The organism is Variovorax sp. P1_G12 (genome assembly GCF_056405555.1).
Genome location: NZ_JBFUBW010000029.1, coordinates 51136 through 73045, shown reverse-complemented (window position 1 = coordinate 73045; position 21910 = coordinate 51136). Strand labels below are relative to the sequence as shown.

At 68.9% G+C, this 21910-nt stretch carries 20 protein-coding genes and 2 pseudogenes; 16 read left to right on the top strand and 6 right to left on the bottom strand.

Annotated elements, in window-relative coordinates; all coding sequences use genetic code 11:
• Window positions 1-2: 2 nt before the first annotated feature.
• The 10 genes from AC1D2O_RS27905 to AC1D2O_RS27860 all read left to right on the top strand — a co-directional run bounded on the left by AC1D2O_RS27905 (window position 3) and on the right by AC1D2O_RS27860 (window position 10586).
• Window positions 3-620: a TorD/DmsD family molecular chaperone gene (locus AC1D2O_RS27905; protein WP_478088951.1), complete on the top strand. Its 618-nt coding sequence runs from the start codon at window positions 3-5 to the stop codon at window positions 618-620.
• Between the two features lie 103 nt (window positions 621-723).
• On the top strand, window positions 724-951 hold the full coding sequence (locus AC1D2O_RS27900; protein WP_478088950.1) for a formate dehydrogenase: 228 nt from the start codon (window positions 724-726) through the stop codon (window positions 949-951).
• A gap of 15 nt (window positions 952-966) precedes the next feature.
• Window positions 967-3957, top strand: a complete 2991-nt coding sequence (locus AC1D2O_RS27895) for a formate dehydrogenase subunit alpha (protein ID WP_478158244.1) — start codon at window positions 967-969, stop codon at window positions 3955-3957.
• A 94-nt stretch (window positions 3958-4051) separates the two neighbouring features.
• Window positions 4052-4672, top strand: coding sequence for a formate dehydrogenase FDH3 subunit beta (gene fdh3B, locus AC1D2O_RS27890; RefSeq protein WP_478088948.1), 621 nt, complete (start codon window positions 4052-4054; stop codon window positions 4670-4672).
• Window positions 4669-4920 (top strand): hypothetical protein, encoded by a 252-nt coding sequence (locus AC1D2O_RS27885; RefSeq protein ID WP_478088947.1) that lies wholly within the window; start codon window positions 4669-4671, stop codon window positions 4918-4920. The genes fdh3B and AC1D2O_RS27885 overlap by 4 nt, the downstream gene beginning before the upstream one ends.
• A 12-nt stretch (window positions 4921-4932) precedes the next feature.
• Window positions 4933-6174 (top strand): formate dehydrogenase subunit gamma, encoded by a 1242-nt coding sequence (locus tag AC1D2O_RS27880; protein WP_478088946.1) that lies wholly within the window; start codon window positions 4933-4935, stop codon window positions 6172-6174.
• The gene (locus AC1D2O_RS27875) at window positions 6171-6590 is read left to right on the top strand and encodes a hypothetical protein (protein ID WP_478088945.1); all 420 of its coding nucleotides are present in this window, start codon (window positions 6171-6173) and stop codon (window positions 6588-6590) included. The genes AC1D2O_RS27880 and AC1D2O_RS27875 overlap by 4 nt, the downstream gene beginning before the upstream one ends.
• The gene (locus tag AC1D2O_RS27870) at window positions 6587-7447 is read left to right on the top strand and encodes a formate dehydrogenase accessory sulfurtransferase FdhD (RefSeq protein ID WP_478088944.1); all 861 of its coding nucleotides are present in this window, start codon (window positions 6587-6589) and stop codon (window positions 7445-7447) included. The genes AC1D2O_RS27875 and AC1D2O_RS27870 overlap by 4 nt, the downstream gene beginning before the upstream one ends.
• Before the next feature lie 45 nt (window positions 7448-7492).
• The gene (locus tag AC1D2O_RS27865) at window positions 7493-10009 is read left to right on the top strand and encodes an ABC transporter permease (RefSeq protein ID WP_478158243.1); all 2517 of its coding nucleotides are present in this window, start codon (window positions 7493-7495) and stop codon (window positions 10007-10009) included.
• A gap of 13 nt (window positions 10010-10022) precedes the next feature.
• Window positions 10023-10586: a GNAT family N-acetyltransferase gene (locus tag AC1D2O_RS27860; protein ID WP_478088942.1), complete on the top strand. Its 564-nt coding sequence runs from the start codon at window positions 10023-10025 to the stop codon at window positions 10584-10586.
• Here AC1D2O_RS27860 and AC1D2O_RS27855 read toward each other — a convergent pair.
• Window positions 10566-11588, bottom strand: coding sequence for an isopenicillin N synthase family dioxygenase (locus tag AC1D2O_RS27855; RefSeq protein WP_478158242.1), 1023 nt, complete (start codon window positions 11586-11588; stop codon window positions 10566-10568). The two genes, AC1D2O_RS27860 and AC1D2O_RS27855, sit on opposite strands and share 21 nt — an antisense overlap.
• Window positions 11589-11714: 126 nt before the next feature.
• On the opposite strand from AC1D2O_RS27855, the gene AC1D2O_RS27850 reads away from it, so the two are divergent.
• Window positions 11715-12134, top strand: a complete 420-nt coding sequence (locus AC1D2O_RS27850; RefSeq protein ID WP_478088940.1) for a group II truncated hemoglobin — start codon at window positions 11715-11717, stop codon at window positions 12132-12134.
• Between the two features lie 13 nt (window positions 12135-12147).
• Here AC1D2O_RS27850 and AC1D2O_RS27845 read toward each other — a convergent pair whose 3' ends face one another.
• The 4 genes and pseudogenes from AC1D2O_RS27845 to AC1D2O_RS27830 form a co-directional block, all read right to left on the bottom strand.
• Window positions 12148-12804 (bottom strand): Smr/MutS family protein, encoded by a 657-nt coding sequence (locus tag AC1D2O_RS27845; protein WP_478158241.1) that lies wholly within the window; start codon window positions 12802-12804, stop codon window positions 12148-12150.
• A gap of 22 nt (window positions 12805-12826) precedes the next feature.
• Window positions 12827-14767, bottom strand: coding sequence for a sensor histidine kinase (locus AC1D2O_RS27840; protein WP_478090603.1), 1941 nt, complete (start codon window positions 14765-14767; stop codon window positions 12827-12829).
• Window positions 14677-15348, bottom strand: a complete 672-nt coding sequence (locus tag AC1D2O_RS27835; RefSeq protein WP_478090604.1) for a response regulator transcription factor — start codon at window positions 15346-15348, stop codon at window positions 14677-14679. The genes AC1D2O_RS27840 and AC1D2O_RS27835 overlap by 91 nt, the downstream gene beginning before the upstream one ends.
• 93 nt (window positions 15349-15441) lie before the next feature.
• Window positions 15442-15594, bottom strand: a pseudogene (locus AC1D2O_RS27830) (JAB domain-containing protein); the annotation flags it as partial.
• A 181-nt stretch (window positions 15595-15775) separates the two neighbouring features.
• Between AC1D2O_RS27830 and AC1D2O_RS27825 the strand changes: the two are divergent.
• From AC1D2O_RS27825 to AC1D2O_RS27805, 5 genes are read left to right on the top strand one after another with little or no spacing between them, the layout of a single operon-like run.
• Window positions 15776-16072, top strand: coding sequence for a hypothetical protein (locus AC1D2O_RS27825; RefSeq protein ID WP_478090605.1), 297 nt, complete (start codon window positions 15776-15778; stop codon window positions 16070-16072).
• Complete coding sequence (locus tag AC1D2O_RS27820; RefSeq protein WP_478158240.1) at window positions 16053-17237, top strand: tyrosine-type recombinase/integrase; 1185 nt, start codon at window positions 16053-16055, stop codon at window positions 17235-17237. Before AC1D2O_RS27825 ends, AC1D2O_RS27820 begins: the two co-directional genes overlap by 20 nt.
• Window positions 17238-17239: 2 nt before the next feature.
• Window positions 17240-18985 (top strand): hypothetical protein, encoded by a 1746-nt coding sequence (locus tag AC1D2O_RS27815; protein ID WP_478090607.1) that lies wholly within the window; start codon window positions 17240-17242, stop codon window positions 18983-18985.
• A gap of 9 nt (window positions 18986-18994) precedes the next feature.
• A complete protein-coding gene (locus tag AC1D2O_RS27810; RefSeq protein WP_478090608.1) occupies window positions 18995-20917 on the top strand; it encodes a hypothetical protein in 1923 nt (640 codons plus the stop codon).
• Window positions 20895-21308, top strand: coding sequence for a hypothetical protein (locus AC1D2O_RS27805; RefSeq protein WP_478090609.1), 414 nt, complete (start codon window positions 20895-20897; stop codon window positions 21306-21308). Before AC1D2O_RS27810 ends, AC1D2O_RS27805 begins: the two co-directional genes overlap by 23 nt.
• Window positions 21309-21360: 52 nt before the next feature.
• Here AC1D2O_RS27805 and radC read toward each other — a convergent pair.
• Window positions 21361-21891: pseudogene (gene radC / locus AC1D2O_RS27800) on the bottom strand (RadC family protein); the annotation flags it as partial.
• Between the last annotated feature and the right edge of the window lie 19 nt (window positions 21892-21910).

Sequence of the window (21910 nt, the reverse complement as noted above, 5' to 3'; positions counted from 1 at the left end):
ACATGAACGAGCGAATTCCCGTCACTTCCGCGCTCGACGAAGAGGTCGCCCGTGCCGAGCTCTACGGCCTGCTGGCGCGCCTCTGGTATGCGGCACCCGATGCCGAACTGCTCGAGGCCTTCCAGGTGGCGCCGACCGAGGCACCCGCCGCCGGCGCCTTTCTGGAGGAACCGTGGCGCCAGCTGGTCGGCCTGGCGCGAGACACCGGCCTGGCCGAATTGCGCGCCGAATACGACGCGCTGTTCGGCGGCATCGGCAAGCCCGAGGTCTACCTGTTCGGCTCGCACTACCTGAGCGGCTTCCTGAACGACAAGCCGCTGGCCCAGTTGCGCAACGACCTCGACCGCCTCGGGCTGGCGCGCGAGGAGTCGGTGTCCGAGTCCGAGGACCACGTCGCCTGCCTGTTCGAGGTCATGCGCTACCTGATCGCGGGCGACGACGTGGAAGTTGCCAATTTAACGCAACAAAAAGTATTCTTCTCTACTCATTTGCAACCTTGGTTGCCGGCGATGTGCGAGGCGATCTCGGTGCACCCCCGGGCCCGCTTCTATGCCGCGCTGGCCGGTCTGACCCGCGCGTTTTCGGAGGTGGAGTCCCAGGGCTTCGACATGTCGCACTGAGACTGAGGGATATCTCCGATCTCGGTCCTCAGGGTCTGGACTAGTATCCAAGGATATGTAACTCGTTTCATATCTCGTTCAGTCAGCCACTCCTGGAGACGTTATGCAGGACAGCCCATCCGCCGGCCCCCGACCGGCCTCCCGCCGGGGATTCTTTGTCGGCGCCGCCACCGTCGGCGCAGCCGCAGCCGCTGTCACCGTGCTGCCCAAGGTCGTCGAGGCGCCTGGCGCCGCGGCCGCTGCTTCCGCGCTCCCACCCGCGCCCGAGAACGGCGGCGGCTATTCGCTGAGCGAGCACGTCAAGCGCTACTACAAGACCGCGTCTGCCTGAGCACGAAAGCCCACGATGCTATTGACCAAGAAAGCGCCCGCCGCCGCGCGTGACGGCGTCGACGCCCGTTCCTCCTCTTCCTCCTCGCCCTTCGTCCACAGCCTGCGGCGCGGCCTGTCGAACGCGCTGCCGACCATGGACCGCCGCGCCTTCCTGCGCCGCTCCGGTCTCGGCGTGGGCGTCGGCCTCGCGGCCGGACAGCTCACGCTGATCAAGAAGGCCGACGCCATGCCGGGCCAGGCGAGCGCCATCGGCGCCGGCAAGATCGAAGTCCGGCGAACCGTCTGCTCCCATTGCTCGGTCGGCTGCGCCTCCGATGCGGTGGTCGAGAACGGCGTCTGGGTGCGCCAGGAGCCGGTGTTCGATTCGCCGATCAACCTCGGCGCGCACTGCGCCAAGGGCGCGGCCCTGCGCGAGCACGGCCATGGCGAATACCGGCTGCGCTACCCGATGAAGCTGGTCAACGGCAAGTACGAGCGCATCAGCTGGGACACGGCGCTGACCGAGATCACCGCCAGGCTGGTGGAACTGCGCAAGGCCAGCGGACCCGATTCGATCTACTGGATCGGTTCCAGCAAGCACAGCAACGAGCAGGCCTACCTGATGCGCAAGTTCGTGAGCTTCTTCGGCAGCAACAACTGCGACCACCAGGCGCGCATCTGCCACTCGACCACGGTCGCGGGCGTGGCGAACACATGGGGCTACGGCGCCATGACGAATTCGTACAACGACATGCGCAACGCCAAGGTCGCGATGTACATCGGCTCGAACGCGGCCGAGGCGCATCCGGTGAGCATGCTGCACATGCTGCATGCGAAGGAAAACGGCTGCAAGATGATCGTGGTCGACCCGCGATTCACCCGCACCGCGGCCAAGGCCGACGAGTACGTACGCATCCGCTCGGGCTCCGACATTCCCTTCCTGTTCGGCCTGCTGTATCACATCTTCAAGAACGGCTGGGAGGACAAGAAGTACCTCAACGACCGCGTCTTCGGCATGGAGGACGTGCGCGCCGAGGTGATGGCCAAGTGGACGCCCGACAAGGTCGAGGAAGCCTGCGGCGTGAAGGAGGCGCAGGTCCTGAAGGTCGCGACTTGGCTCAACGAGAACCGGCCCGGCACCGTCGTCTGGTGCATGGGCCAGACGCAGCACACGATCGGCAACGCGATCGTGCGCGCCTCGTGCATCCTGCAGCTGGCGCTGGGCAACGTGGGCACCTCGGGCGGCGGCACCAACATCTTCCGTGGCCACGACAACGTGCAGGGCGCCACCGACGTCGGCCCGAACCCCGATTCGCTGCCGGGCTACTACGGGCTGGTCGAGGGCTCCTGGAGGCATTTCGCGGCGACCTGGGGCGTCGATTTCGACTGGATCAAGGGCCGCTTTGCTTCGCCCGCGATGATGACCAAGCCCGGCATCACGGTGTCGCGCTGGATCGACGGCGTGCTCGAGAAAAACGAGCTGATCGACCAGGACTCGAACCTGCGCGGCGTCTTCTACTGGGGCCATGCGCCGAACTCCCAGACCCGCGGCCTCGAGATGAAGCGGGCCATGGACAAGCTCGACCTGCTGGTGGTGGTCGACCCGTACCCGTCGGCGACCGCGGCGATGGCCGCGATGCCGGGCCGCGCGGAAGACCTGAACCCCAACCGCGCGGTCTACCTGCTGCCGGCCTGCACCCAGTTCGAGACCAGCGGCTCCGTCACGGCGTCGAACCGCTCGCTCCAGTGGCGCGAGAAGGTCATCGAGCCGCTCTGGGAGAGCCGCAGCGACCACATGATCATGCAGCAGTTCGCCGACCGGCTCGGCTTCGGCAAGGAGCTCAGCAAGAACTACAAGATGCAGAAGGTCAAGGGCATGGACGAGCCCGTGCCCGACGACATCCTGCGCGAGATCAACAAGTGCTGCTGGGCGGTCGGCTACACCGGCCAGAGCCCCGAGCGTCTGCAGGCCCACATGCGCAACATGGCCGCCTTCGATGTCCGTACGCTGCGGGCCAAGGGCTCGGTCAAGGACAAGGTCAACGGCTACGACATCGCCGGCGACTACTTCGGCCTGCCGTGGCCCTGCTACGGCACGCCCGAGCTCAAGCACCCGGGCTCGCCGAACCTGTACGACACCTCGAAGCACGTGATGGACGGCGGCGGCAACTTCCGCGCCAATTTCGGTGTCGAGCGCAACGGCAAGAACCTGCTGGCCGAGGACGGATCGCATTCGCTGGGCGCGGCGATCACCACGGGCTACCCCGAGCTCGACCACCTGCTGCTCAAGAAGCTGGGCTGGTGGGACGAACTCACCGAGGTCGAGAAGACCAAGGCCGAGGGCAAGAACTGGAAGACCGACAGTTCGGGCGGCATGATCCGCGTGTTCATGAAGAACCACGGCTGCCATCCCTTCGGCAATGCCAAGGCGCGCGCCGTGGTGTGGAACTTCCCGGATGCGATCCCGCAGCACCGCGAGCCGCTGTACGGCAACCGGCCCGACCTGATGGTGAAGTACCCGACGCACGACGACAAGATGGCGTTCTGGCGTCTGCCCACGCTCTACAAGACGATCCAGCAGAAGAACATCGCCGACAAGATCGCCGAGAAGTTCCCCTATGTGATGACTTCCGGCCGCCTGGTCGAGTACGAGGGCGGCGGCGAGGAGACCCGCTCCAACCCCTGGCTGGCCGAGCTGCAGCAGCAGATGTTCATCGAGATCAACCCGAAGGTGGCGGCCGAGAAGGGCATCCGCAACGGCGAGCGGGCCTGGGTCCACACGCCGACGGGCGCCCGGCTCAACGTGCAGGCCCTGGTGACCGAGCGGGTCGGGCCCGACACGGTGTTCATGCCCTTCCACTTCTCGGGCCACTGGCAGGGCAAGGACATGCTCGCCTACTACCCGGCGGGCGCGCACCCGATCGTGCGCGGGGAGGCGATCAACACCGCCACCACCTACGGCTACGACAGCGTCACGATGATGCAAGAGACCAAGACGACGGTCTGCAACGTCGAAAAGGCATAAGAAAACATGGACCCCCACACTCATCACTTCGTGTATTCGCTGCCCCCCGAGGGGGCGCATGCCTCCTTTGAGGCGGCTCGGCAGGAGGCATAGCATGGCAAGAATGAAGTTCGTCTGCGATTCCGAGCGCTGCATCGAGTGCAACGGCTGCGTCACGGCCTGCAAGAACGAGAACGAGGTGCCATGGGGCGTGAACCGCCGCCGCGTGGTCACGCTCAATGACGGCGTGCCGGGCGAGCGCTCGATCTCGGTGGCCTGCATGCATTGCTCCGATGCGCCCTGCATGGCGGTGTGCCCGGTGCAGTGCTTCTACCGCACCGAGGAAGGCGTGGTGCTGCACGACAAGGACGTCTGCATCGGCTGCGGCTACTGCTCCTACGCCTGCCCCTTCGGCGCGCCGCAGTTCCCGGCCCAGGGCACCTTCGGTGCCCGCGGCAAGATGGACAAGTGCACCTTCTGCGCCGGCGGCCCCGAGGCCAACGGCTCCGAGGCCGAGTTCGAGAAGTACGGCCGCAACCGCCTGGCCGAAGGGAAGCTGCCGGCCTGCGCCGAGATGTGCTCGACCAAGGCCCTGCTGGCCGGCGACGGCGACGTCGTGGCCGACATCTTCCGCACCCGCGTGGTGGCACGCGGCAAGGGGGCCGAGGTCTGGGGCTGGGGCACCGCCTACGGCTCGCAGCAAGCCGGCACGCCGGGCAACGGAGGCACGAAATGAAGCGCCTGTGGACTTCCGCGGCGCTGCTCGCCGCCGCGCTGCTGCTGGGCGCCTGCTCCGAGAAGCCGCAGACCAATGCGCACGGTGTCCGGCTGGACGCCGCGCCCTGGACCGGCACCGGCGTGCAGGCCAACACCGGCACCGCCTTCACCTCGCCGGGCTGGCAGGTCGGTGATCGCGCCTCCTGGCAGGAGCACCTGAAGCAACGCGCGATCAACGGCCAGAACGAATACACGCGGATCAACTGAAGCGGAGGCCGCATGAGACAAGTCCTTCACGCCCTCGTCCTGGCCGCAGTGCTCGGTGGCGGCGCCGCGGCGATGGCCCAGGGCGCCAATCCGGTGGCCTCCGGCGCGGTCGCCGAGGCGCCGGCCGCGACGAGCCCGCCACCGGCTGCGACTGTCGCGGCGCCGGCGCCGGCCACGGGCGGCATCCGCAGCCAGAACATCTTCGAGGTCAAGCCCGAGGCCAGCGCCGACCCGAACTACCTGAACCAGACCAACGGCGAGCGCCAGCGCGTGCAGCCGGGCAACAACGCGCCGATGTGGCGCCAGGTGAGCGGCGGCGTGACCGGCTTCAGCAGCCTGCCGGCCAGCGAGGCGCCCGAGGCGGGCAACCTGATCCAGGGCTTCGTCAAGTATCCGGGTTCGCTCTACACCAACGCCGGCGAGGCCTGGCGCCAGGTGCGCAACAACTGGATCATTCCGTACGGCGCTGCGCTGCTCTTCGTGACGCTGCTGGCGATCGCGATCTTCTATTTCACGCGTGGGCCGATCGGCCTGCACGGCCAGGAGACCGGCCGCAAGATCGAGCGCTTCACGCCCTTCGAGCGCGCCACGCACTGGTCGAACGCGATCGCCTTCGTGACGCTGGCGATCTCGGGCCTCGTGATGGCCTTCGGCAAGTTCTTCCTGCTGCCGGTGCTGGGCGGTTCGCTGTTCGGCTATCTGGCCTACGCGCTGAAGACCGTGCACAACTTCGTCGGGCCGCTGTTCGTGGTGACGATGCTGTTCATGATCTTCACCTTCATCCGCAGCAACTGGCCACGCAAGAACGACCTGGACTGGCTCAGGAAAGGCGGCGGACTGTTCGGCGGCGAGGAGCCGCCATCGGACCGCTTCAATGCCGGCGAGAAGGTGGTGTTCTGGGGTGGCGTGCTGTTCCTCGGCAGCATCGTGATCGGCTCCGGCCTGTTCCTCGACAAGCTGCTGCCCGGCTTCGTCTACACGCGCGGCGAGATGCAGATCGCGCACATGATCCATGCGGTCGCCACGCTGTGCATGATGGCGCTGATCATGGGCCACATCTACATCGGTACGCTGGGCATGAAGGGCGCCTACAAGGCGATGCGCACCGGCTATGTCGACGAGACCTGGGCCCGGGAGCACCATGCGCTCTGGTACAACGACATCGCCGCCGGCAAGATTCCGGCCGAGCGCAGCGCCGAGGCGCGTGCCGCCGCGCCGGCGTCCGGCATTCGGATCGAAGGACATCCCTCATGAAGAAGCTGCTCACCCATGGCGCCCTGGCCGTCGGCCTGGCGACCGGCCTGGCTGCTGCGCCGGCCGCTTTCGCCAAGCTGCCCGCCCCGACCCTGACACCGGAAGCCAAGGCCAAGGCGGCCGAAGCCGCGGCCAAGACGGCGTGGAGCGCCAAGGTCGACAGCTTCCAGCTGTGCCAGGCGCAGACCCGCGTGGCGACCCGCTACCGCGAGACGGCGGCCGCGGCCGGCCTGCAGCTCGCGCCGGCCACGCCGACGCCAGCATGCACCGACCCCGGTCCGTTCGCCTTCGCCCCGCCGGCCGAGGCGGCGAAGCCGATCGAGGCCTCGGGCGCGCATTCGCCGGCGCCCACCGCGGCCTCGCCGCCGAGCTCGAACCAGACCTCGGCCGAGATCAATCCCGCGCCCAAGAAGTGACGCTGCCGCGGCTGACCCAGGCCCGGGCACCGCTCACGCGCGAGGTCGAGGTCGTCGACGAGCATGGCGAGTCGGGCCGGGTCTCGATCCCCGCCGAACGCGACCTCACGATCTACGTCGATCGCCGCGAACTGGTCACGCTGATGACCCTGGGCGCGCAGCCCGAGCTGCTGGTGCTGGGCTACCTGCTGAACCAGCGGCTGATCGAATCGGCGACGGACGTCGAATCGATCACGGTCGACTGGGAGGTCGGCGCCGCGGCGGTCCGCACCCATGCCGGCATCGATCGCATCGAAGAGCGCACCGCCAAGAAGGTGGTCACCACCGGCTGCGGCCAGGGCAGCGTGTTCGGCGAACTGATGGCCGGCATCGATCGCCTGCAGTTGCCCGACACCCGCATGACGCAGGCGCAGCTCTATGCGCTGGTCAACGCGATCCGCCTGCAGGAGAGCACCTACAAATCGGCCGGCTCGGTGCATGGCTGCGCGCTGTTCACGCTCGAGGCCGACGACGAGATCCGCATGCAGTGCTTCGTCGAGGACGTGGGCCGCCACAACGCGATCGACACCATCGCCGGCTGGATCGCGATGCAGTCGCCGTCGCAGCTCGGCGGTGCGCGGGTGTTCTACACCACCGGCCGCCTGACCAGCGAGATGGTGATCAAGTCGGCCCAGATGGGCGTGGCGATCGTGGTCTCGCGCAGCGGCATCACGCAGATGGGGCACGAGGTCGCGGCGCGGGTCGGGCTGTGTGCGATCGGCCGGGCGACGAACCGTCGCTTTCTCTGCTTCTCCGGGGCCGGGCGGCTGGTGCTGCAGCCGGAGCTGGCCGGCGCCAAGGTCGCAGGCACGGTCTAAATCCTTCGATTTCGCGGGAGCCGGCGGCTCGGCTATCGTCGGCCCATGAATGCTTTTCTTCGCCTCGGCTGGCGCACGCTCTGGCGCGACCTTCGCGCCGGCGAACTCCGTCTCCTGATCGTTGCCGTGCTGCTGGCGGTGGCCGCCCTGACCGCGGTCGGCTTCTTCGCCGACCGTCTCAACGGCGGGCTGCAGCGCGATGCGCGCCAGCTGCTGGGCGGCGACGCGGTGCTGGCCAGCGACAACCCGACGCCACTGGCCTTCGTCGAGCGCGCGCGGGCCCTGGGCCTGCAGGGCGCCAGCACCTACGGCTTCCCGACCATGGCGCGTGCCAGCGAGGCGCAGGGCGGCGCCACCAAGCTGGTGGCGCTGAAGGCGGTCGCGCCCGGCTACCCGCTGCGCGGCAGCGTGCAGGTGGCGCTCGGCACCGAAGGCCCCGGCCAGGCGACGCGCGAGGTGCCGGCGCCCGGAGAGGCTTGGGTCGACGGGTCGCTGCTGGAATCGCTCGCGCTCCAGGTCGGCGACACCCTGCTGCTCGGGGACGCCGGCCTGCGCATCGCGCGCGTGATCACCCTGGAGCCCGATCGCGGCGCCGGCTTCATGAGCTTTGCGCCGCGCGTGATGCTGAACCAGGGCGACATCGCCCGCACCGGGCTCGTGCAGCCGGCCAGCCGCGTGAGCTACCGCTTCGCCGTGGCGGGCGAGGCCGCCGCCGTGAAGCGCTTCAGCGACGCCGCCGATGCGGCGATCAAGAAAGGCGAGCTGCGCGGCGCCCGGCTCGAATCCTTCGAGAGCGGTCGCCCCGAGATGCGCCAGACACTCGACCGGGCCGAGAAATTCCTGAACCTGGTCGCGCTGCTGGCCGCGCTGCTTTCGGCCGTCGCCGTGGCCCTGGCGGCGCGCGGCTTCGCGGCCAGCCACCTCGACGACTGCGCCATGCTGCGCGTGCTGGGCCAGAGCCAGCGCACCATCGCGGCCGCCTACGCCTTCGAGTTCGCCGCGATCGGCCTGATCGCCAGCGCGATCGGCGTGGCGATCGGCTATGGCGTGCACTACATCTTCGTGCTGCTGCTGGCCGGCCTGGTCGAGAGTGCGCTGCCGGCGCCGACCCTGTGGCCGGTCGCCTTCGGGCTGGGCGTGGGGCTCACGCTGCTGTTCGCCTTCGGGCTGCCGCCGGTGCTGCAGCTGGCCCGGGTGCCGCCCTTGCGCGTGATCCGGCGCGACGTCGGCAACCTGAAGCCCGCCTCGATCGCGGTGCTCGGACTCGGCGTGGCCGGCTTCGCGGCGCTGCTGGTCGCGGCCAGCAGCGACCTCAAGCTTGGGCTGATCGCGGTCGGCGGCTTCGCCGCGGCGGTGGCGGTGTTCGCGCTCCTCAGCTGGGTGGCGGTGTGGGTGCTGCGCCGCAGCGTCAACGAGACCACCGCGCCGCGCTGGCTGGTGCTGGCGACGCGGCAGATTTCGGCGCGGCCCGCGTACGCGGTGGTCCAGGTGAGTGCGCTGGCGGTCGGCCTGCTGGCGCTGATCCTGCTGGTGCTGCTGCGCACCGACCTGGTGGCGAGCTGGCGCAAGGCCACGCCGCCCGATGCGCCGAACCGCTTCGTGATCAACGTGATGCCCGACCAGAGCGAGGCCTTCCAGAAAAGCCTGCGCGCGAGCGGCGTGCAGAAGTTCGACTGGTACCCGATGATTCGCGGCCGGCTGGTGGCGGTCAACGGCAAGCCGGTCTCGCCCGACGACTACAGCGATGACCGCGCCAAGCGGCTGGTCGACCGCGAGTTCAACCTCAGCAACAGCGCCAAGGCGCCGCAGCACAACCAGATCACCGCGGGGGCCTGGAAGCCGGATGCCGCGGGCGAACTCAGCGTCGAGGCGGGGCTGGCCGAGACGCTGGGACTGAAGCTCGGCGACCGCCTGCGCTTCGACATCGGCGGCCAGCAGAACGAGGCCCGCATCACCTCGCTGCGCAAGGTCGACTGGGGCTCGATGCACGCCAACTTCTTCGTCATGTACACGGTCGCGGCGCTGGCCGACGTGCCCGTCACCTACATGGGCGCCTTCCGCGCGCCCGAGGTCAAGGGTTTCGACAACGCGCTGGTGCGCAGCTACCCGAATGTCACCAACGTCGACATGAGCGCCACCATCGGGCAGGTGCAGCGCGTGCTCGACCAGGTGATCCGGGCGGTGGAGTTCCTGTTCGGCTTCACGCTGGCGGCCGGGCTGGTGGTGCTGTTCGCGGCCGTGACCGCGACGCGCGAGGAGCGTGCGCGCGAGTTCGCGGTGATGCGCGCCGTGGGTGCGCGCGCCAGCCTGCTGCGGCAGGTGCAGCGCGCCGAACTCGTGGGCGTGGGGCTGCTGGCCGGCTTCCTGGCCAGCATCGTCGCCTCCGTGATCGGCTGGGCGCTGGCGCGCTTCGTGTTCGACTTCACCTGGACCGCCTCGCCGCTGGTGCCGATCGCCGGCGCGCTTGCGGGCGCGGTGCTGGCGCTCGCGGCCGGCTGGTGGGGATTGCGCGAGGTGCTGCGGCGGCCGGTGGTGGCCACGCTGCGGCAGGCGGCGGAATAGGGCACACCCCGGTATGGCGGAATGCATCGAGTTCGACACCGAGCGGCTTCACCTGCGGCAGTGGCGGGTGGCCGACCGCGAAGCCTTCGCGGCACTCAACGCGGATCCGCGGGTGATGCGGTTCTTTCCGGCGCCGCTCTCGCGCGAGGAAAGCGACGCGATGGCCGAGCGCTGTGCCGAGGGCATCGCCCAGAGAGGCTGGGGCTTCTGGGCGGCCGAAGAGCGCGCCAGCCGGGCGCTGGTCGGCTTCGTCGGCCTCAACGTGCCGAGGCCGGACCTGCCGTTCTCGCCCTGCGTCGAGATCGGCTGGCGGCTCGCGCATGCCTTCTGGGGCCGGGGCTATGCGAGCGAGGCGGCGCGCGCCGCGCTGCGGGTGGGTTTCGAGCGCCTCGAGCTGCCCGGGATCGTGGCCTTCACCGCCGTGCCGAACCTGCCCTCGGAGGCGGTCATGCAGCGGCTCGGCATGCGGCCCGACGGCGTCTTCGAGCATCCGGCGCTGCCGCTGGGCCACGCGCTGCGTGCGCACAAGCTCTACCGGCTGCAGCGCGCCGCCTGGCTACAGGACCTCGTCGCGTAGCTGCGGAAAGACCTTCGACACCTTGGCGAGCAGGTAGTCGCCATAGCGGCCGTTGAAGGCGTGCACGTTGGCGCGATCCCAGCGCCGGGCGCTGTCGTCCTCGGCGGCGGCGCCCGCCAGGCCCTCGATGCGCTGCACCCGGGCCTCGAAATTCGGGTCGAAGAAGAGCGGAAACGACAGCCGGTCGCGGCCCGAGGTGTTGCGCGTCACGCGGTGCGGGGTCGACTTGTAGAGTCCGCCCGTCATGCGGTCGAGCATGTCGCCGATGTTGCAGACGAACGATTGCGCGATCGGCGGTGCCTCGATCCAGCCGTCCGGCGTGCGCACCTGCAGGCCGCCCACCGTGTCCTGGCGCAGGATCGTGAGCAGCCCGTAGTCGGTGTGCTCGCCGACGCCCCACGGCACGTCCATGCCCTCGGGCACCGCCTGGGTCGGATAGTTGAAGATGCGAAACAGGATCAGCGGGTCGGCCGTGTAGCGTTCGGCGAAGTAGCGGGCGGGCAGGCCCAGGCTCAGCGCGATGCCTTCCATCAGCCGGTGGCCGAGCTGCGTGACCGCATCGATGTAGGCCAGCACGGTGTCGCGCAGGCCCTCGGTGTCCGGAAACAGGTTGGGGCCGTGCACCGGCGTGCCGGCGCGCACCCGCGGATGGTCGGCGGACAGCTCGGTGCCCAGGTAGAGGCCTTCCTTCCAGTCGGGCCGGCCCGAGGTCAGTTCGCCCCCGAGCGGAAAGTAGCCGCGCCAGGCGCGGCCGCCAAGGGCCATGCGCCAGCGCATCTTGGTCGGCTCGTCCTGGGCGAAGAAGCGGCGGCTCAAGTCCTCGAGGCGCTGCACGAGCGCCTCGTCGACGCCGTGGCCCGTGATGTAGAAAAAGCCGTGGGCCCGGCAGGCGGCGCCGATCCGTGCGGCCACGCGCTCGCGTCCCGGGCCGCCGGCGATCAGGGCCGACACATCGATGACCGGCAGCGCGCCGGCGGCGGCAGGGGAGGGCGAATCACGCATGCCCCGATGGTGCCGCAAGTCTTGGCCCGGCGCCGGGCCGCCCCAAGCCGGCCTGCGGCCCCCTCGGGGGGCAGCGACCCACACGAAGTGGGGGAGCGTGGGGGCCAGCGAGGGACAATGGAGCCCATGCAAATCCAGGACAAACCGCCTTTCGACACCCCGTTCGAATGGATCGGCGGAGAACCCGCGGTCCACGCGCTGGTCGAACGCTTCTACGATCTCATGGACCTCGAGCCGGCCTACGCGCAGCTGCGTGCGGTGCACGGCAGCTCGCTCGACAACGCACGCCAGCGCCTGTTCTGGTTCCTCTGCGGCTGGCTCGGCGGCCCGCAGCACTACACCGACCGCTTCGGCCATCCGATGCTGCGCGCGCGCCACCTGCCGCAGAGCATCGGCGGCCACAGCATCGGCATCCGCGAGCGCGACGAGTGGCTGGCCTGCATGGACCAGGCAATGGGCGAGACCGGGGTGCCCGAGGCGCTGCGCGAGCGCCTGCGCGGGTCTTTCTTCCAGACTGCCGACTGGATGCGGAACAAGGGCGGATAGTCCGCCCCCCGCATCAGCGCCGCGACGGCGCCAGCAGCACCACCAGCGCGCCGCCGCCGCCCTCGGACGGCTTGGCTTGCACGAAGGCCAGCGTTTCGTTCTTCTGGATCAGCCAGCGCTGCACCTTGGCCTTGAGCACGGGTTGCTTGCCCGGCGAGCCCAGGCCCTTGCCGTGCACCACGCGCACGCAGCGCACGCCCTGTTTCCAGGCCTCGCGGATGAAGCCGCCGAGCGCCTCGCGGGCCTCGTCGCTGCGCATGCCGTGGAGGTCGATCTCGCGCTGGATCGACCATTCGCCGGCGCGCAGCTTGCGCGTGACGTCGGTGTGGATGCCCGGCCGCCGGAAGCTCATCGCATCGTCGGCGTCGAGCAGGGTGCTGACGTCGAACTCGTCGGACAGCGATTCGCGCAGCACGCGCTGATCGTCGAGCTGCTGCTGGATCGGAATCGGCGCCGGCGGCTCGGGCGCCAAGGGCACCGCGGCGGCCTTGCGCAGCGGCTGGGTGGCTCCGATGGCGCGCGCGAACAGGTCCTGCTCGGCCAGCCGTCGTTTCCGCGCGGCGGCCAGCGCGGCGGCTTCGGCGGCCGCGCGCTCGCGCTGCTCGGCGAGCGCGCGCTGCACCTGCTTGAGGTCGGCGAGGCTCTTGAGGCTGTGGGGTTTGGCGGGCATGGGGTGGTCGACGGAATCGGGCTCAGGCGGTGACCGCGGAATCGATGGGGCAGCGCAACGCCAGCGTGGTTCCCGAGGCGCTGGAACGAATCTCGAGGCTGCCATCCAGGCGGGCGGCACGCGTTCGCATGTTCTGCAGGCCCATGCTGCCGGCCGGATGCGATGCGGCATCGGCTGCGAAGCCCTTGCCATTGTCGTGGATCGCGAGCCGCAGCTGCCCGTCGGCGGTTTCGATGCGCACGTCGACCCGGCTGGCGTCGCTGTGCTTGAGCACGTTGGCCAGGCCTTCCTGCAGCACGCGCAGGAAATCCAGGTTGCGCTTGCCGCCGAGCCGGCAGCTTTGGAGGCGTTCGAGCTGCCAGCTGCATTCGATGCCGGCGGCTTCCAGCAAGCGGGTGCTGCGGTGGCGCAGCGGCACCAGCCGCTCGGCCAGCTCGTCGGTGTCGTCGAAGGCCGAGCTCTCGATGATCAGGCGCAGATCGTCATTGACTTCCTTGAGCGCCCACAGTGCGATGCCGTCGTCGGCGGCGTCCCGGTTTCCCAGCGTATGGATGTGGCTGCTGAGGGTCATGCCGAGGCCGTCGTGCAGGTCGCGCACGAGGCTCAGGCGTTCGGTCAGCCGGGTCTGGACCAGTTCGGCCGCATGCTGGCGGCTGAGGCCGTCGGCCAGTCGCTGCGTGGCCTCGTCCACGCGCTGCCGCAGCTCGGCGTTGAAGTGCTCCACCAGCCGCATGCCCTTGACCATGCGCCAGGTCAGGGCGAACGAGATGCCCAGCAGGGTCGCGCTCGACGACAGTGCGGCGTAGTAGCGGGTGCCCGGCAGCCATTCGAGGAACACCAGCGTGTCGTGGACGCCGGCCGCCACCGGCAGCAGCAGGCACACCGCCAGCACCGCGACCTCGAGTCGCCGCGAGGCGAAGGCGTGCCTGACAATGATCGCGCAGCCGGCGAAATAGGCGCCCAGCACGGCCAGCACGGTGATGTCGCGCACCGGCTCGAGCATCGCCGAGGGCGCCAGCAGCTGCGTCGCCAGACCGGCGCCGGCAACCAGCAGGACCGCCCGTTGCCGCCGCGGCCGCGCGAGTTCGCAGAAATGCAGCGCGAACATGACGAAGCAGGCGATGCTGGCCAGCAGCGCGATGTGGTTGGCGCGCTGGAAAGCCTCGGTGCTGGCGAAGGGCCAGGTCGTGAGCGCCACGTAGTTGTACGCGTAGGGCACCCACAGCAGCGAGAAGAGGCTGAACCAGCCGTAGGAGCGCTCGCTGCGGCGCAGCAGCCAGAGCATGCCGTAGAACACGCCCATCACCAGCGTGAGCCCGAGGCCCAGCATCGACAGCGTGCGCCGCGTCAGGGTCGATTCGCGGAAGGCGGCCTTGAGCGGCCCCGTCGCGTCGAGCGTCACGGAGCCCAGGCCCGGCTGATAGGCGGCCAGGCCCGACACGCGCACCAGCAGCTCGTTGGGACCCGGCCGCAGCAGCGGGGCGTCGACCATCCAGTAGCGCGGCAGGTTCCAGGAGCGGGACAGGGGTTCGACGAGCTGGGTGTCGCCGCCGATCAGGCTGCCGTTGAGGTAGAAGGCGCCGGCCATGTTGACGTACTCGATCAGCAGGCCGAGCGGACGCAGCGCGAGCGGATCGGCGGCTTCGGACCAGCGCAGGCGATACCAGACGACGCCGTCGAACGCCGGCCAGCGCGCCGACCAGCTGTCAGGCAGGCTCGCCGGGGTCCAGCCGTCGACGGGCGGCGACTTGGCGTTCCAGTCGGTCCGCACGGCCTCGATGCCTTCGAAGCCGCGTGCCGCAACGCCGGTGCCATCGGCATGGGCGGTGCTGGCGAACCAGAGGCAGGCCAGCAGCAGCGCCGCTGCGCGGATCAGGGCAGCAAGCCCTGCACCCGCGCGTGGTAGACCGCGCCAGCGCGTGACCGCACCGCGAGCTTGCGGTAGATGTTCTTGGCGTGGCATTCGACCGTGTTGATGGACAGGGAGAGGCTGCGGGCGATCTCGCGATTGCTGTGGCCCTGCGCCACCAGCTGCAGCACTTCCATCTCGCGCGCGCTCAGCTCGGCAGGGGCCGAGGTCGCCGGCGCCGTGTGCATGTTAGCAAGTGGAGGCGCATCGGTTTGCGGCGCGGCCATCAGCTGCAGGATGCGCCGCGCGATCACCGGGTCGATGGGCGCGCCGCCTCGCTGCATGCTGCCCAGCGACAGCTCGAGCTCGACGTCGCTGCCATTCTTCAGCAGGTAGCCCACGGCGCCGCCGCGGATCGCCTGCAGCACGGTGGCATCGTCGCCGAGGCTGGAGACCACCACGGCGTCGACCGCCGGCGCATGGGCCTGCATCCAGGGCAACAGGTCGAGGCCGCTGCCGTCGGGCAGCCCGATGTCGAGCAGGGCCAGGTCGAAGCTGCCCTGCGCCAGCTGCTCTCGCGCCTCGGCCAGCGAGCCCGCCATGGCACAGCGAGCCTGGGGGGCGGCCTGGACGGCCACGCGTTCCAGGCGTTTTCGGACGGACGGGTCGTCGTCGACGATCAATATGTCTTCCACGGGCACCTTTGCATCTTTCGGTCTCGGCATTGTCGGCAGATCAGGCGATTTTTACATTTCGTTTCTGATTCGCGGATGAGAGAGAAGTTTTGCTCAGACCAGGCCGCGCTCCGCCATCGAGAGGGTGCTGCCCCGGGCCACGATCACGTGGTCGAGCACGCGCACGTCGACCAGCGCGAGCGCGGCCTTGAGCGTCTGGGTGAGCGACTGATCGGCGCGCGAGGGTTCTACCGAGCCGCTCGGGTGTTAGGTTGCATTCGAGAGTGTCAACACGGTTGCTTGATCTGACGAGTCGCTGAACACTGGGAACTGCCCGAGCAGCCCAAGCCTCTTTCAGAGGCGAGTAGCCCGGCGCGCCGCATTTTTTTCGGCAAGTCCTGTGGGGGTCGCGGTGATGGTAGCGCGCAGATCATTCAGTGCAGCCACGTTGACACGGCTTCGCGAGATGCCGGCCGGCGACGCCCTGGCGCTGCTGACGACGCACGCCAGGCTTGACCCGACGTATGTGCCTGTCAAGGACGACCACAGCCGTCGGTGGCACGTGTCCACCGCGCGCGGCGAGTTCGAGATCCTGACCACCGGAGCCAAGTGGTACGACACGCGAGTGCGGCTCGGCGGTGGCGGCGCCATCGACCTGGCGATGCACGTCCTCGGCCTGTCGTTCGTGGATGCGGTGAAGCACCTGACCAACGCGGCAGGCCGGCATGGTCCAGATCATCCGTAAGGCATCACTGCCGATCCCGTGCGAAGTGAGCGAGCGACTGCTGCCGGCTGCAACGCAGGCGCATTCCATCGGGCTGCGCGAGCCAAGGCCCGCGGGGTTTCCGCTGCTCTTCACGGCGCAGTGGCAACTCATCGAGCCGGCGGTGGCCTTCCTTCATGAGCACGGCGTGCAACGCGCGCACACGGCCGACACGCTCAGGACCTATGCCGAGATCCTCTACGACTGGTTCGAGACGCTCGAACAGAACGCCATCGGCTGGGCCGATGCCGATGCGGTGGACCTGGTGGCCTACCGCAACCGCATGATGCTGCAGCCCAGCGCTCACACAGGCCGGCCCTACCGCATCTCGACCATCAACCACCGCGTGCGCGGAGTGCTGAGGTTCTACGAGTGGGCCGTGCGGATGCATTGGCTGGCCGCCTCGCCCCTGGTGGGCAGGCCACGCAACTTCGCCGTGGCGAGACACCCGCAGCCGGCCCGCGCCGACACCACGCAGGCGACCGACCACAGTCTCTTCGTGCTGCGCCAGTTCGAGCCGCTGCCGCGTCCCCTCACATCCGCTCAGGCGCGCGAACTCCTGGCCACGCTGGCGCCGCCGTACGACTTGATGGCGCGCTGGCAGCTCTACACGGGCCTTCGGGTCAGTGAGCTGCTGCGGCTCAGCGTCAAGGACGTCACAAGGCATCAACCGTCAGCGGCGTCGCATCACACGATCGATGTGACGCGCAAGGGACGCAAGCCCGGCTACGTGATCGCACCGGCAAGTCTGCTCGACGAGACGGCAGGCTACCTCTGCGGTCACCGTCACGCCTGGCTGCAGCGCGCCCGGCGCAAGGGCCGGCCTGTCGAGCACACGGCGTTGTTCATCAACGCCCGCGGCGCACCCGCCGGCAAGAACGCGTATCAGCGCGTGATCAGCCAAGCTGGCCAGGCATGCGGGTTCAAGGCGACCACGCATCTGATGCGGGCGACCTTCGCCTGCATGCTGCTGGCTCGCCTCGAACGGCTCGCCAGCGAGGGCGCCGCGATCAACCCGCTGCTCGTGGTAAAGGTGCTGATGGGTCACGAACGCATCGAGACCACCGACCGGTATCTGCGCGCCATCGCTGTCGACGCCTGCGCACTCAAGGAGGTCCTGGACACCTTGTTGTCCGGGACGCAGTGATCATGGGCGCACGCCGTCAACCGATGCCTCGGGTGCTGCCGGGCAAGGCCACGGCCGCTGTACCCAAGGGGATGCAGCCCGTGCGGCACGACGCACCACGGCGGGTGCGCAACACTGTCGTCGACTTCACCTCGCTGTGCCTGCCCGAGGACGTGCGCCTCGCTCTGGCCGAGGCCTTCTGGAGCCACGTCGGTATCCAGTCCGAGCGCTGCATCCATACGCATTGGTTCCATATCAAGACCTTCGACCGGTTCGCCTGCGAGTCGGGTGCGCTCGCGGGACTGGCCGACCTGCATCGCGACCTGCTCGTGCGCTATGTCGAGTGGCTCAACGCGCAGCGCAGGCCGGGCGGCCAGCCCTGGGCCAAGTCGAGCCGGGCAGGCGCGTACACGGCGCTGCGCAAGCTGCTGCAATGGCTCGAACGCTGCCGCCCCGGAGTCATCGCCAGCATCGAGTACCCCTTCAACCCGTTCCCGTGGAGGAATCGCGACACGCCAGCGCGCACCAAGATGCCGGCGCACGAACTGCGCGCGATCCTGAGGGCATGCGAGGCAGACATCACACAGATACGCGCTGCCCGCGCGGCGGCCCGCGCCCAGCGGCTCACCGACAGCGGCAAGACAGGCACTCTTGGCTGGCTGCTGCAACATGTCGATCGGCATTGCGGTGGCATCGTCCCCACGGCACGCGATCTGTCACGCGCAGGGCGGCACCCGGTCAACAGAACGTTGAGCCGGCTCGGCGGCTTGAAGCAGGTCGAGCGCTGTCTGTACCCGCGCGCCGAATCGCTGCTGCCGTACTACCTCGCCATCCTGATCCATGCGGCCGGCAACCCCGACCCCATCGCCGAACTCGAGCGAGACTGCCTGCAATCCTTGCCGCTGCTGGACGATCGTCAGGCGCTCGTGTGGTTCAAGGCTCGCGCCAACAGCATCCAGCGGCGCACGTTCAACAGCAATGATCATCTCGAACCGCCCGCGCTGGTGAAGGAGATCGTCGAGTGGAACGCACGGCTGCGACCGCTCGCGCCGGTCGCGCTGCGCGAACGGCTGTTCCTGTACAAGGGCATGCGCGCAGTGACGGCGTTGTCCAGCGGTGCCGTCAAGCACATGCTCAAGTCCTTCTGCGAGCGCCACGGCCTGCCGAGGTTCTCTCTCGTGTCGATCCGCCCCGGCGTCCTCGCGAGCTTCTATCGTGCCTCGGGCGACCTGCGCCGCGTCAGCGCCGTCGCCAACCACGCGCACCTGGCCACCACCGTGCGCTACGTCCAGACGCCTGAAGTCGACGCGCAACATCGCGCACGCATCGCTGCCTTGCAGAGCGCCTTCATCGGGCATATCGAGCAAGCTCGCTCGATCGGCACAGCCAAGCCTGCTGCCTCGAACGGCAGCGGCTCAATCGTTCCGCCCGGGGAGGTCGTGTCGATGTTCGGCTTCGGTTGCACGGACCCGTTTGCAGGTGCGGCCCCCGGCACACCTCGCGGTGAGTTGTGCACCCACTTCATGGGCTGCTTCACCTGCCCCAACGCCATCATCACGCCTGACCCTGCAACGGTGGCCCGGCTGCTGCAGGCACGCGATCACCTGCGCGAGGCCGCCAGGGCGCTGCACCCGGCTCGCTGGCAGTCGCTCTATGCCCCGCAGTTGCGCATCCTGGAGGAGGACATCCTTGCGCGCTTCGCCGCGGGCGAACTCGCTGCCGCTGCGCCCCTGGTGGCACAGTTGCCGCCGTTACCCGATCTGCGATGAGGTGCAGCGATGCGCGTTTCCCGATCCACCAGCCAAGTCCCCGAGGTGCGGGGTGCACGCGCGGCGCAGCCCGCACCCATCGATCACGCATGGTTCCTGCTCGACTCGACCTGGCGCGACACGGTCTGGGTTTTCAAGCCCACCAATACCCTCGAAGAAGCCAGCCCCGTGCGACTGCACTGGAACTTCACGCTCCCGAGCGGGAGGTGTTTCACCGACGACCGGTATGCGCCGCAGCTGGAGAGCAGCAGGCAGCTCATCGCGCTCATCCGCAGCCGCTCGCTGAGCACGGGCCTGGCGCAGCGCGCAAGCACAGTTGCCGGCTATTTCGTGTACCTGCGCGAGCTCCTGCGCTGGATGGATCAGACGGGCTTCGCGCGCTTTGCCGATCTCGACGCCACGGCGCTGCTGCAGTTCCAGCGTTCGCTCACAGAGCGTCCCGGCATCGGGCGCGCCGCGCTCGCCCCCGCAACGGTGCAGAAGTACCTCTACCTGTTCACCTACCTCCATCGGTTTCGCGACGAACTCGACGACGGGCTGCGCATCGATCCCTTCCCGGGGCGCAGCCACGGCGAGGTCGCCGGCGTGCGCGACGCCCAGATTCGGCGCTGGCCCTATACCCCGGATGGCGTCGCCGTTGCCCTGGTCCAGGGAGCCATCAATCTGCTGGTCGATGGCGCCCCTCACATCCTGCGGGCCAGGCAGGTCTACGCTGAAGCGATGGCCTCGGCCACCCGACGCGGCTACGGCGTCAACGCCCGCACCAATGCGGCGACACGGGCGTTGCAGCAGGCAGGCATCGAACTGCCCGGCACTGCGCAGCCGGTCCGTACGGTCGACGACCTCGCTCAACTGATCGACATGCTCTACGCCGCGTGCTTCGTGGTCATCTCCTACCTGGTGGGGCCCAGGGCAAGCGAGATCCTGCACCTGGATGCCGGCTGCGTGCAGCAGCGTGGCGACGGCACCACCGATGATGCGATCCTCGTGATCGTCGGCGCCATCTTCAAGCGTCAGGCCGAGTACAACGGCCGACCTCACGAGTGGGTGGCGCCCCCGCCCGCGGTCCACGCCATCTCGGTTCTCGAGGCGCTATCCGCCGGGCATCGCGCTCAGGCAGGGCGCGCCCAGTTGTGGCTGCGCCGCCGTCAGAGTTCTGGCGCAACCGAGTGGCAGAAGGTTTGCCCCGGTCCGCTGGTCGTTCCATCGGCCATGCGCATGCGCTTTCTGCTGCAGCGCTTCGCCGCATGGCTTGGTCTACCTCTGCATCAGGGCAAGCCCTGGCGGCTCACGACGCACCAGGGCCGCAAGACCTTCGCCCGCTTCGCGGCGCTGCGCGATGGCTCCGCCTTGTTCGCGCTGGCCGAGCATCTCGGTCACCGCGAACGCGCCATCACCGACCACGGCTACAGCGGCTCGGACTACCGTCTCAATCAGGAGATCGAGTCCGGGATCCTCGAACAGTCGGCCGCGGCCTGGGAACACATGCTCGCCGCACCCGGCCTGGGCGGACACGCCGGCGCCGAGATCGTGGCCAGGCGCCCGCGCTTCCGGGGCGCGCGGCTCAAGCAGGACATCAAGAGCTACGCGCGCTTGCTGGTGGATGCCGGGCTCGTGCTCGGCGTGTGCGACTGGGGATTCTGCGTCTACAGGGAAGAGCACAGCGCTTGTCTGGGCAACGCCATCGGCCCCAACCCGGCGCGGCGTGAGCCCTCGACCTGCTCGCGCTGCAGGAACTTCGCCGTGTCCACCCAGCATCGGCCCTATTGGGTCGAGCAGGTCCATCGGCACGAAGAGTTGCTCAACGAACCGGCGTTGCCGCTGCAGACGTTGCGCATCGTGCGCGAGCGTCTCGACGAGGCGCGCTCGCTGATCCGCGCGATCGATGAAGTGAGCAAGGAGGGCAAGCATGGCGAGCGCATCCACCGCTGACGCCACCGGCAGGCCGCCCGCGCAACGACTTCGCGATGCGCTGGCCCAACTGGCCGCGCTCAGCACGCCCGAAGCACCGACCGCCTCGGCGCTGTGTGAACTCGCTGGCGTTTCGCGCAATGCGCTATACCGCTACCACCCTGACATCCTGCACGCGTTGCACAAGCTGCAGCGGCAGCGCCACCGTGATCCGGGTCCGGCCAGTCGTGCCTTGCAGCAACTGCGCGATGAGAACGAAGACCTGCACCAGCACGTGGTCAAGCTCGCGGCTCTGGTCGACCACTATTTCGCGGCTTGGCAGGAGACCAGCTCACTGCTGCGGCGCCGGGAACGCGAACTCGCCGACCTGCGCCGAAACGCCAAGCCCAAGCTGGTTTCAATACTGAAATAGACGAATACGGGGTCACAGGCTCCCCGTGTTGACACCCTCAAAATCAACATAACGGGTGGTTGTGCGCCAGCACCACGGCGGCGGCGTGGTGGTGCAGCGCCCGCGTGACCACCTCGCGTGGATAGACGCTGGTTTGCGTCAGGGTGCCGCGAAACAGCTCCTCCATCGCGATCAGGCGGTGCTGGGCGTCGAGGAAGAGGGCGGCGAAGACCTCGTGTGGCCGGGCCGCCAGGTGGAGCTGCAGGTAGTGCCCCACCGCGCCGGGGGAATCGAAGACGGCGCCGGCCTTGAGCTGCTCCGCCAGGGCGCGGCGCGCCAGTTCGAGCACCGCCGCCAGTTCGGCGCGCTTGGCGCTGCCGCCCAGGCCCTTGATGGTCTTCAGGGCATCGAGGTCGGCCTCGAGCAGGCCGGCCAGCCCTCCGAAGCGGTCCAGCAGCTCCTGCGAGAGCTGCAGGACGTTCTTGCCGGGCATGCCGGTGCGCAGCAGCAAGGCCAGCAGTTCGGAGTCGGCCAGCGCAGCGGGGCCGAGCGCCATGAGCTTCTCGCGCGGCCGCGCGCCGGCCGGCAGGTCCTTGAAAGACATGGCGCACCAGGGGCTCTGC

What these genes read in the sequence shown, in the direction of transcription:
- AC1D2O_RS27905 (WP_478088951.1), top strand. Translation starts at nt 3, where the DNA reads ATGAACGAGCGAATTCCCGTCACTTCCGCGCTCGACGAAGAGGTCGCC.
- AC1D2O_RS27900 (WP_478088950.1), top strand. Translation starts at nt 724, where the DNA reads ATGCAGGACAGCCCATCCGCCGGCCCCCGACCGGCCTCCCGCCGGGGA.
- AC1D2O_RS27895 (WP_478158244.1), top strand. Translation starts at nt 967, where the DNA reads ATGCTATTGACCAAGAAAGCGCCCGCCGCCGCGCGTGACGGCGTCGAC.
- fdh3B (WP_478088948.1), top strand. Translation starts at nt 4,052, where the DNA reads ATGGCAAGAATGAAGTTCGTCTGCGATTCCGAGCGCTGCATCGAGTGC.
- AC1D2O_RS27885 (WP_478088947.1), top strand. Translation starts at nt 4,669, where the DNA reads ATGAAGCGCCTGTGGACTTCCGCGGCGCTGCTCGCCGCCGCGCTGCTG.
- AC1D2O_RS27880 (WP_478088946.1), top strand. Translation starts at nt 4,933, where the DNA reads ATGAGACAAGTCCTTCACGCCCTCGTCCTGGCCGCAGTGCTCGGTGGC.
- AC1D2O_RS27875 (WP_478088945.1), top strand. Translation starts at nt 6,171, where the DNA reads ATGAAGAAGCTGCTCACCCATGGCGCCCTGGCCGTCGGCCTGGCGACC.
- AC1D2O_RS27865 (WP_478158243.1), top strand. Translation starts at nt 7,493, where the DNA reads ATGAATGCTTTTCTTCGCCTCGGCTGGCGCACGCTCTGGCGCGACCTT.
- AC1D2O_RS27860 (WP_478088942.1), top strand. Translation starts at nt 10,023, where the DNA reads ATGGCGGAATGCATCGAGTTCGACACCGAGCGGCTTCACCTGCGGCAG.
- AC1D2O_RS27855 (WP_478158242.1), bottom strand. Translation starts at nt 11,588, where the DNA reads ATGCGTGATTCGCCCTCCCCTGCCGCCGCCGGCGCGCTGCCGGTCATC.
- AC1D2O_RS27850 (WP_478088940.1), top strand. Translation starts at nt 11,715, where the DNA reads ATGCAAATCCAGGACAAACCGCCTTTCGACACCCCGTTCGAATGGATC.
- AC1D2O_RS27845 (WP_478158241.1), bottom strand. Translation starts at nt 12,804, where the DNA reads ATGCCCGCCAAACCCCACAGCCTCAAGAGCCTCGCCGACCTCAAGCAG.
- AC1D2O_RS27840 (WP_478090603.1), bottom strand. Translation starts at nt 14,767, where the DNA reads ATGCCACGCCAAGAACATCTACCGCAAGCTCGCGGTGCGGTCACGCGC.
- AC1D2O_RS27820 (WP_478158240.1), top strand. Translation starts at nt 16,053, where the DNA reads ATGGTCCAGATCATCCGTAAGGCATCACTGCCGATCCCGTGCGAAGTG.
- AC1D2O_RS27815 (WP_478090607.1), top strand. Translation starts at nt 17,240, where the DNA reads ATGGGCGCACGCCGTCAACCGATGCCTCGGGTGCTGCCGGGCAAGGCC.
- AC1D2O_RS27810 (WP_478090608.1), top strand. Translation starts at nt 18,995, where the DNA reads ATGCGCGTTTCCCGATCCACCAGCCAAGTCCCCGAGGTGCGGGGTGCA.
- AC1D2O_RS27805 (WP_478090609.1), top strand. Translation starts at nt 20,895, where the DNA reads ATGGCGAGCGCATCCACCGCTGACGCCACCGGCAGGCCGCCCGCGCAA.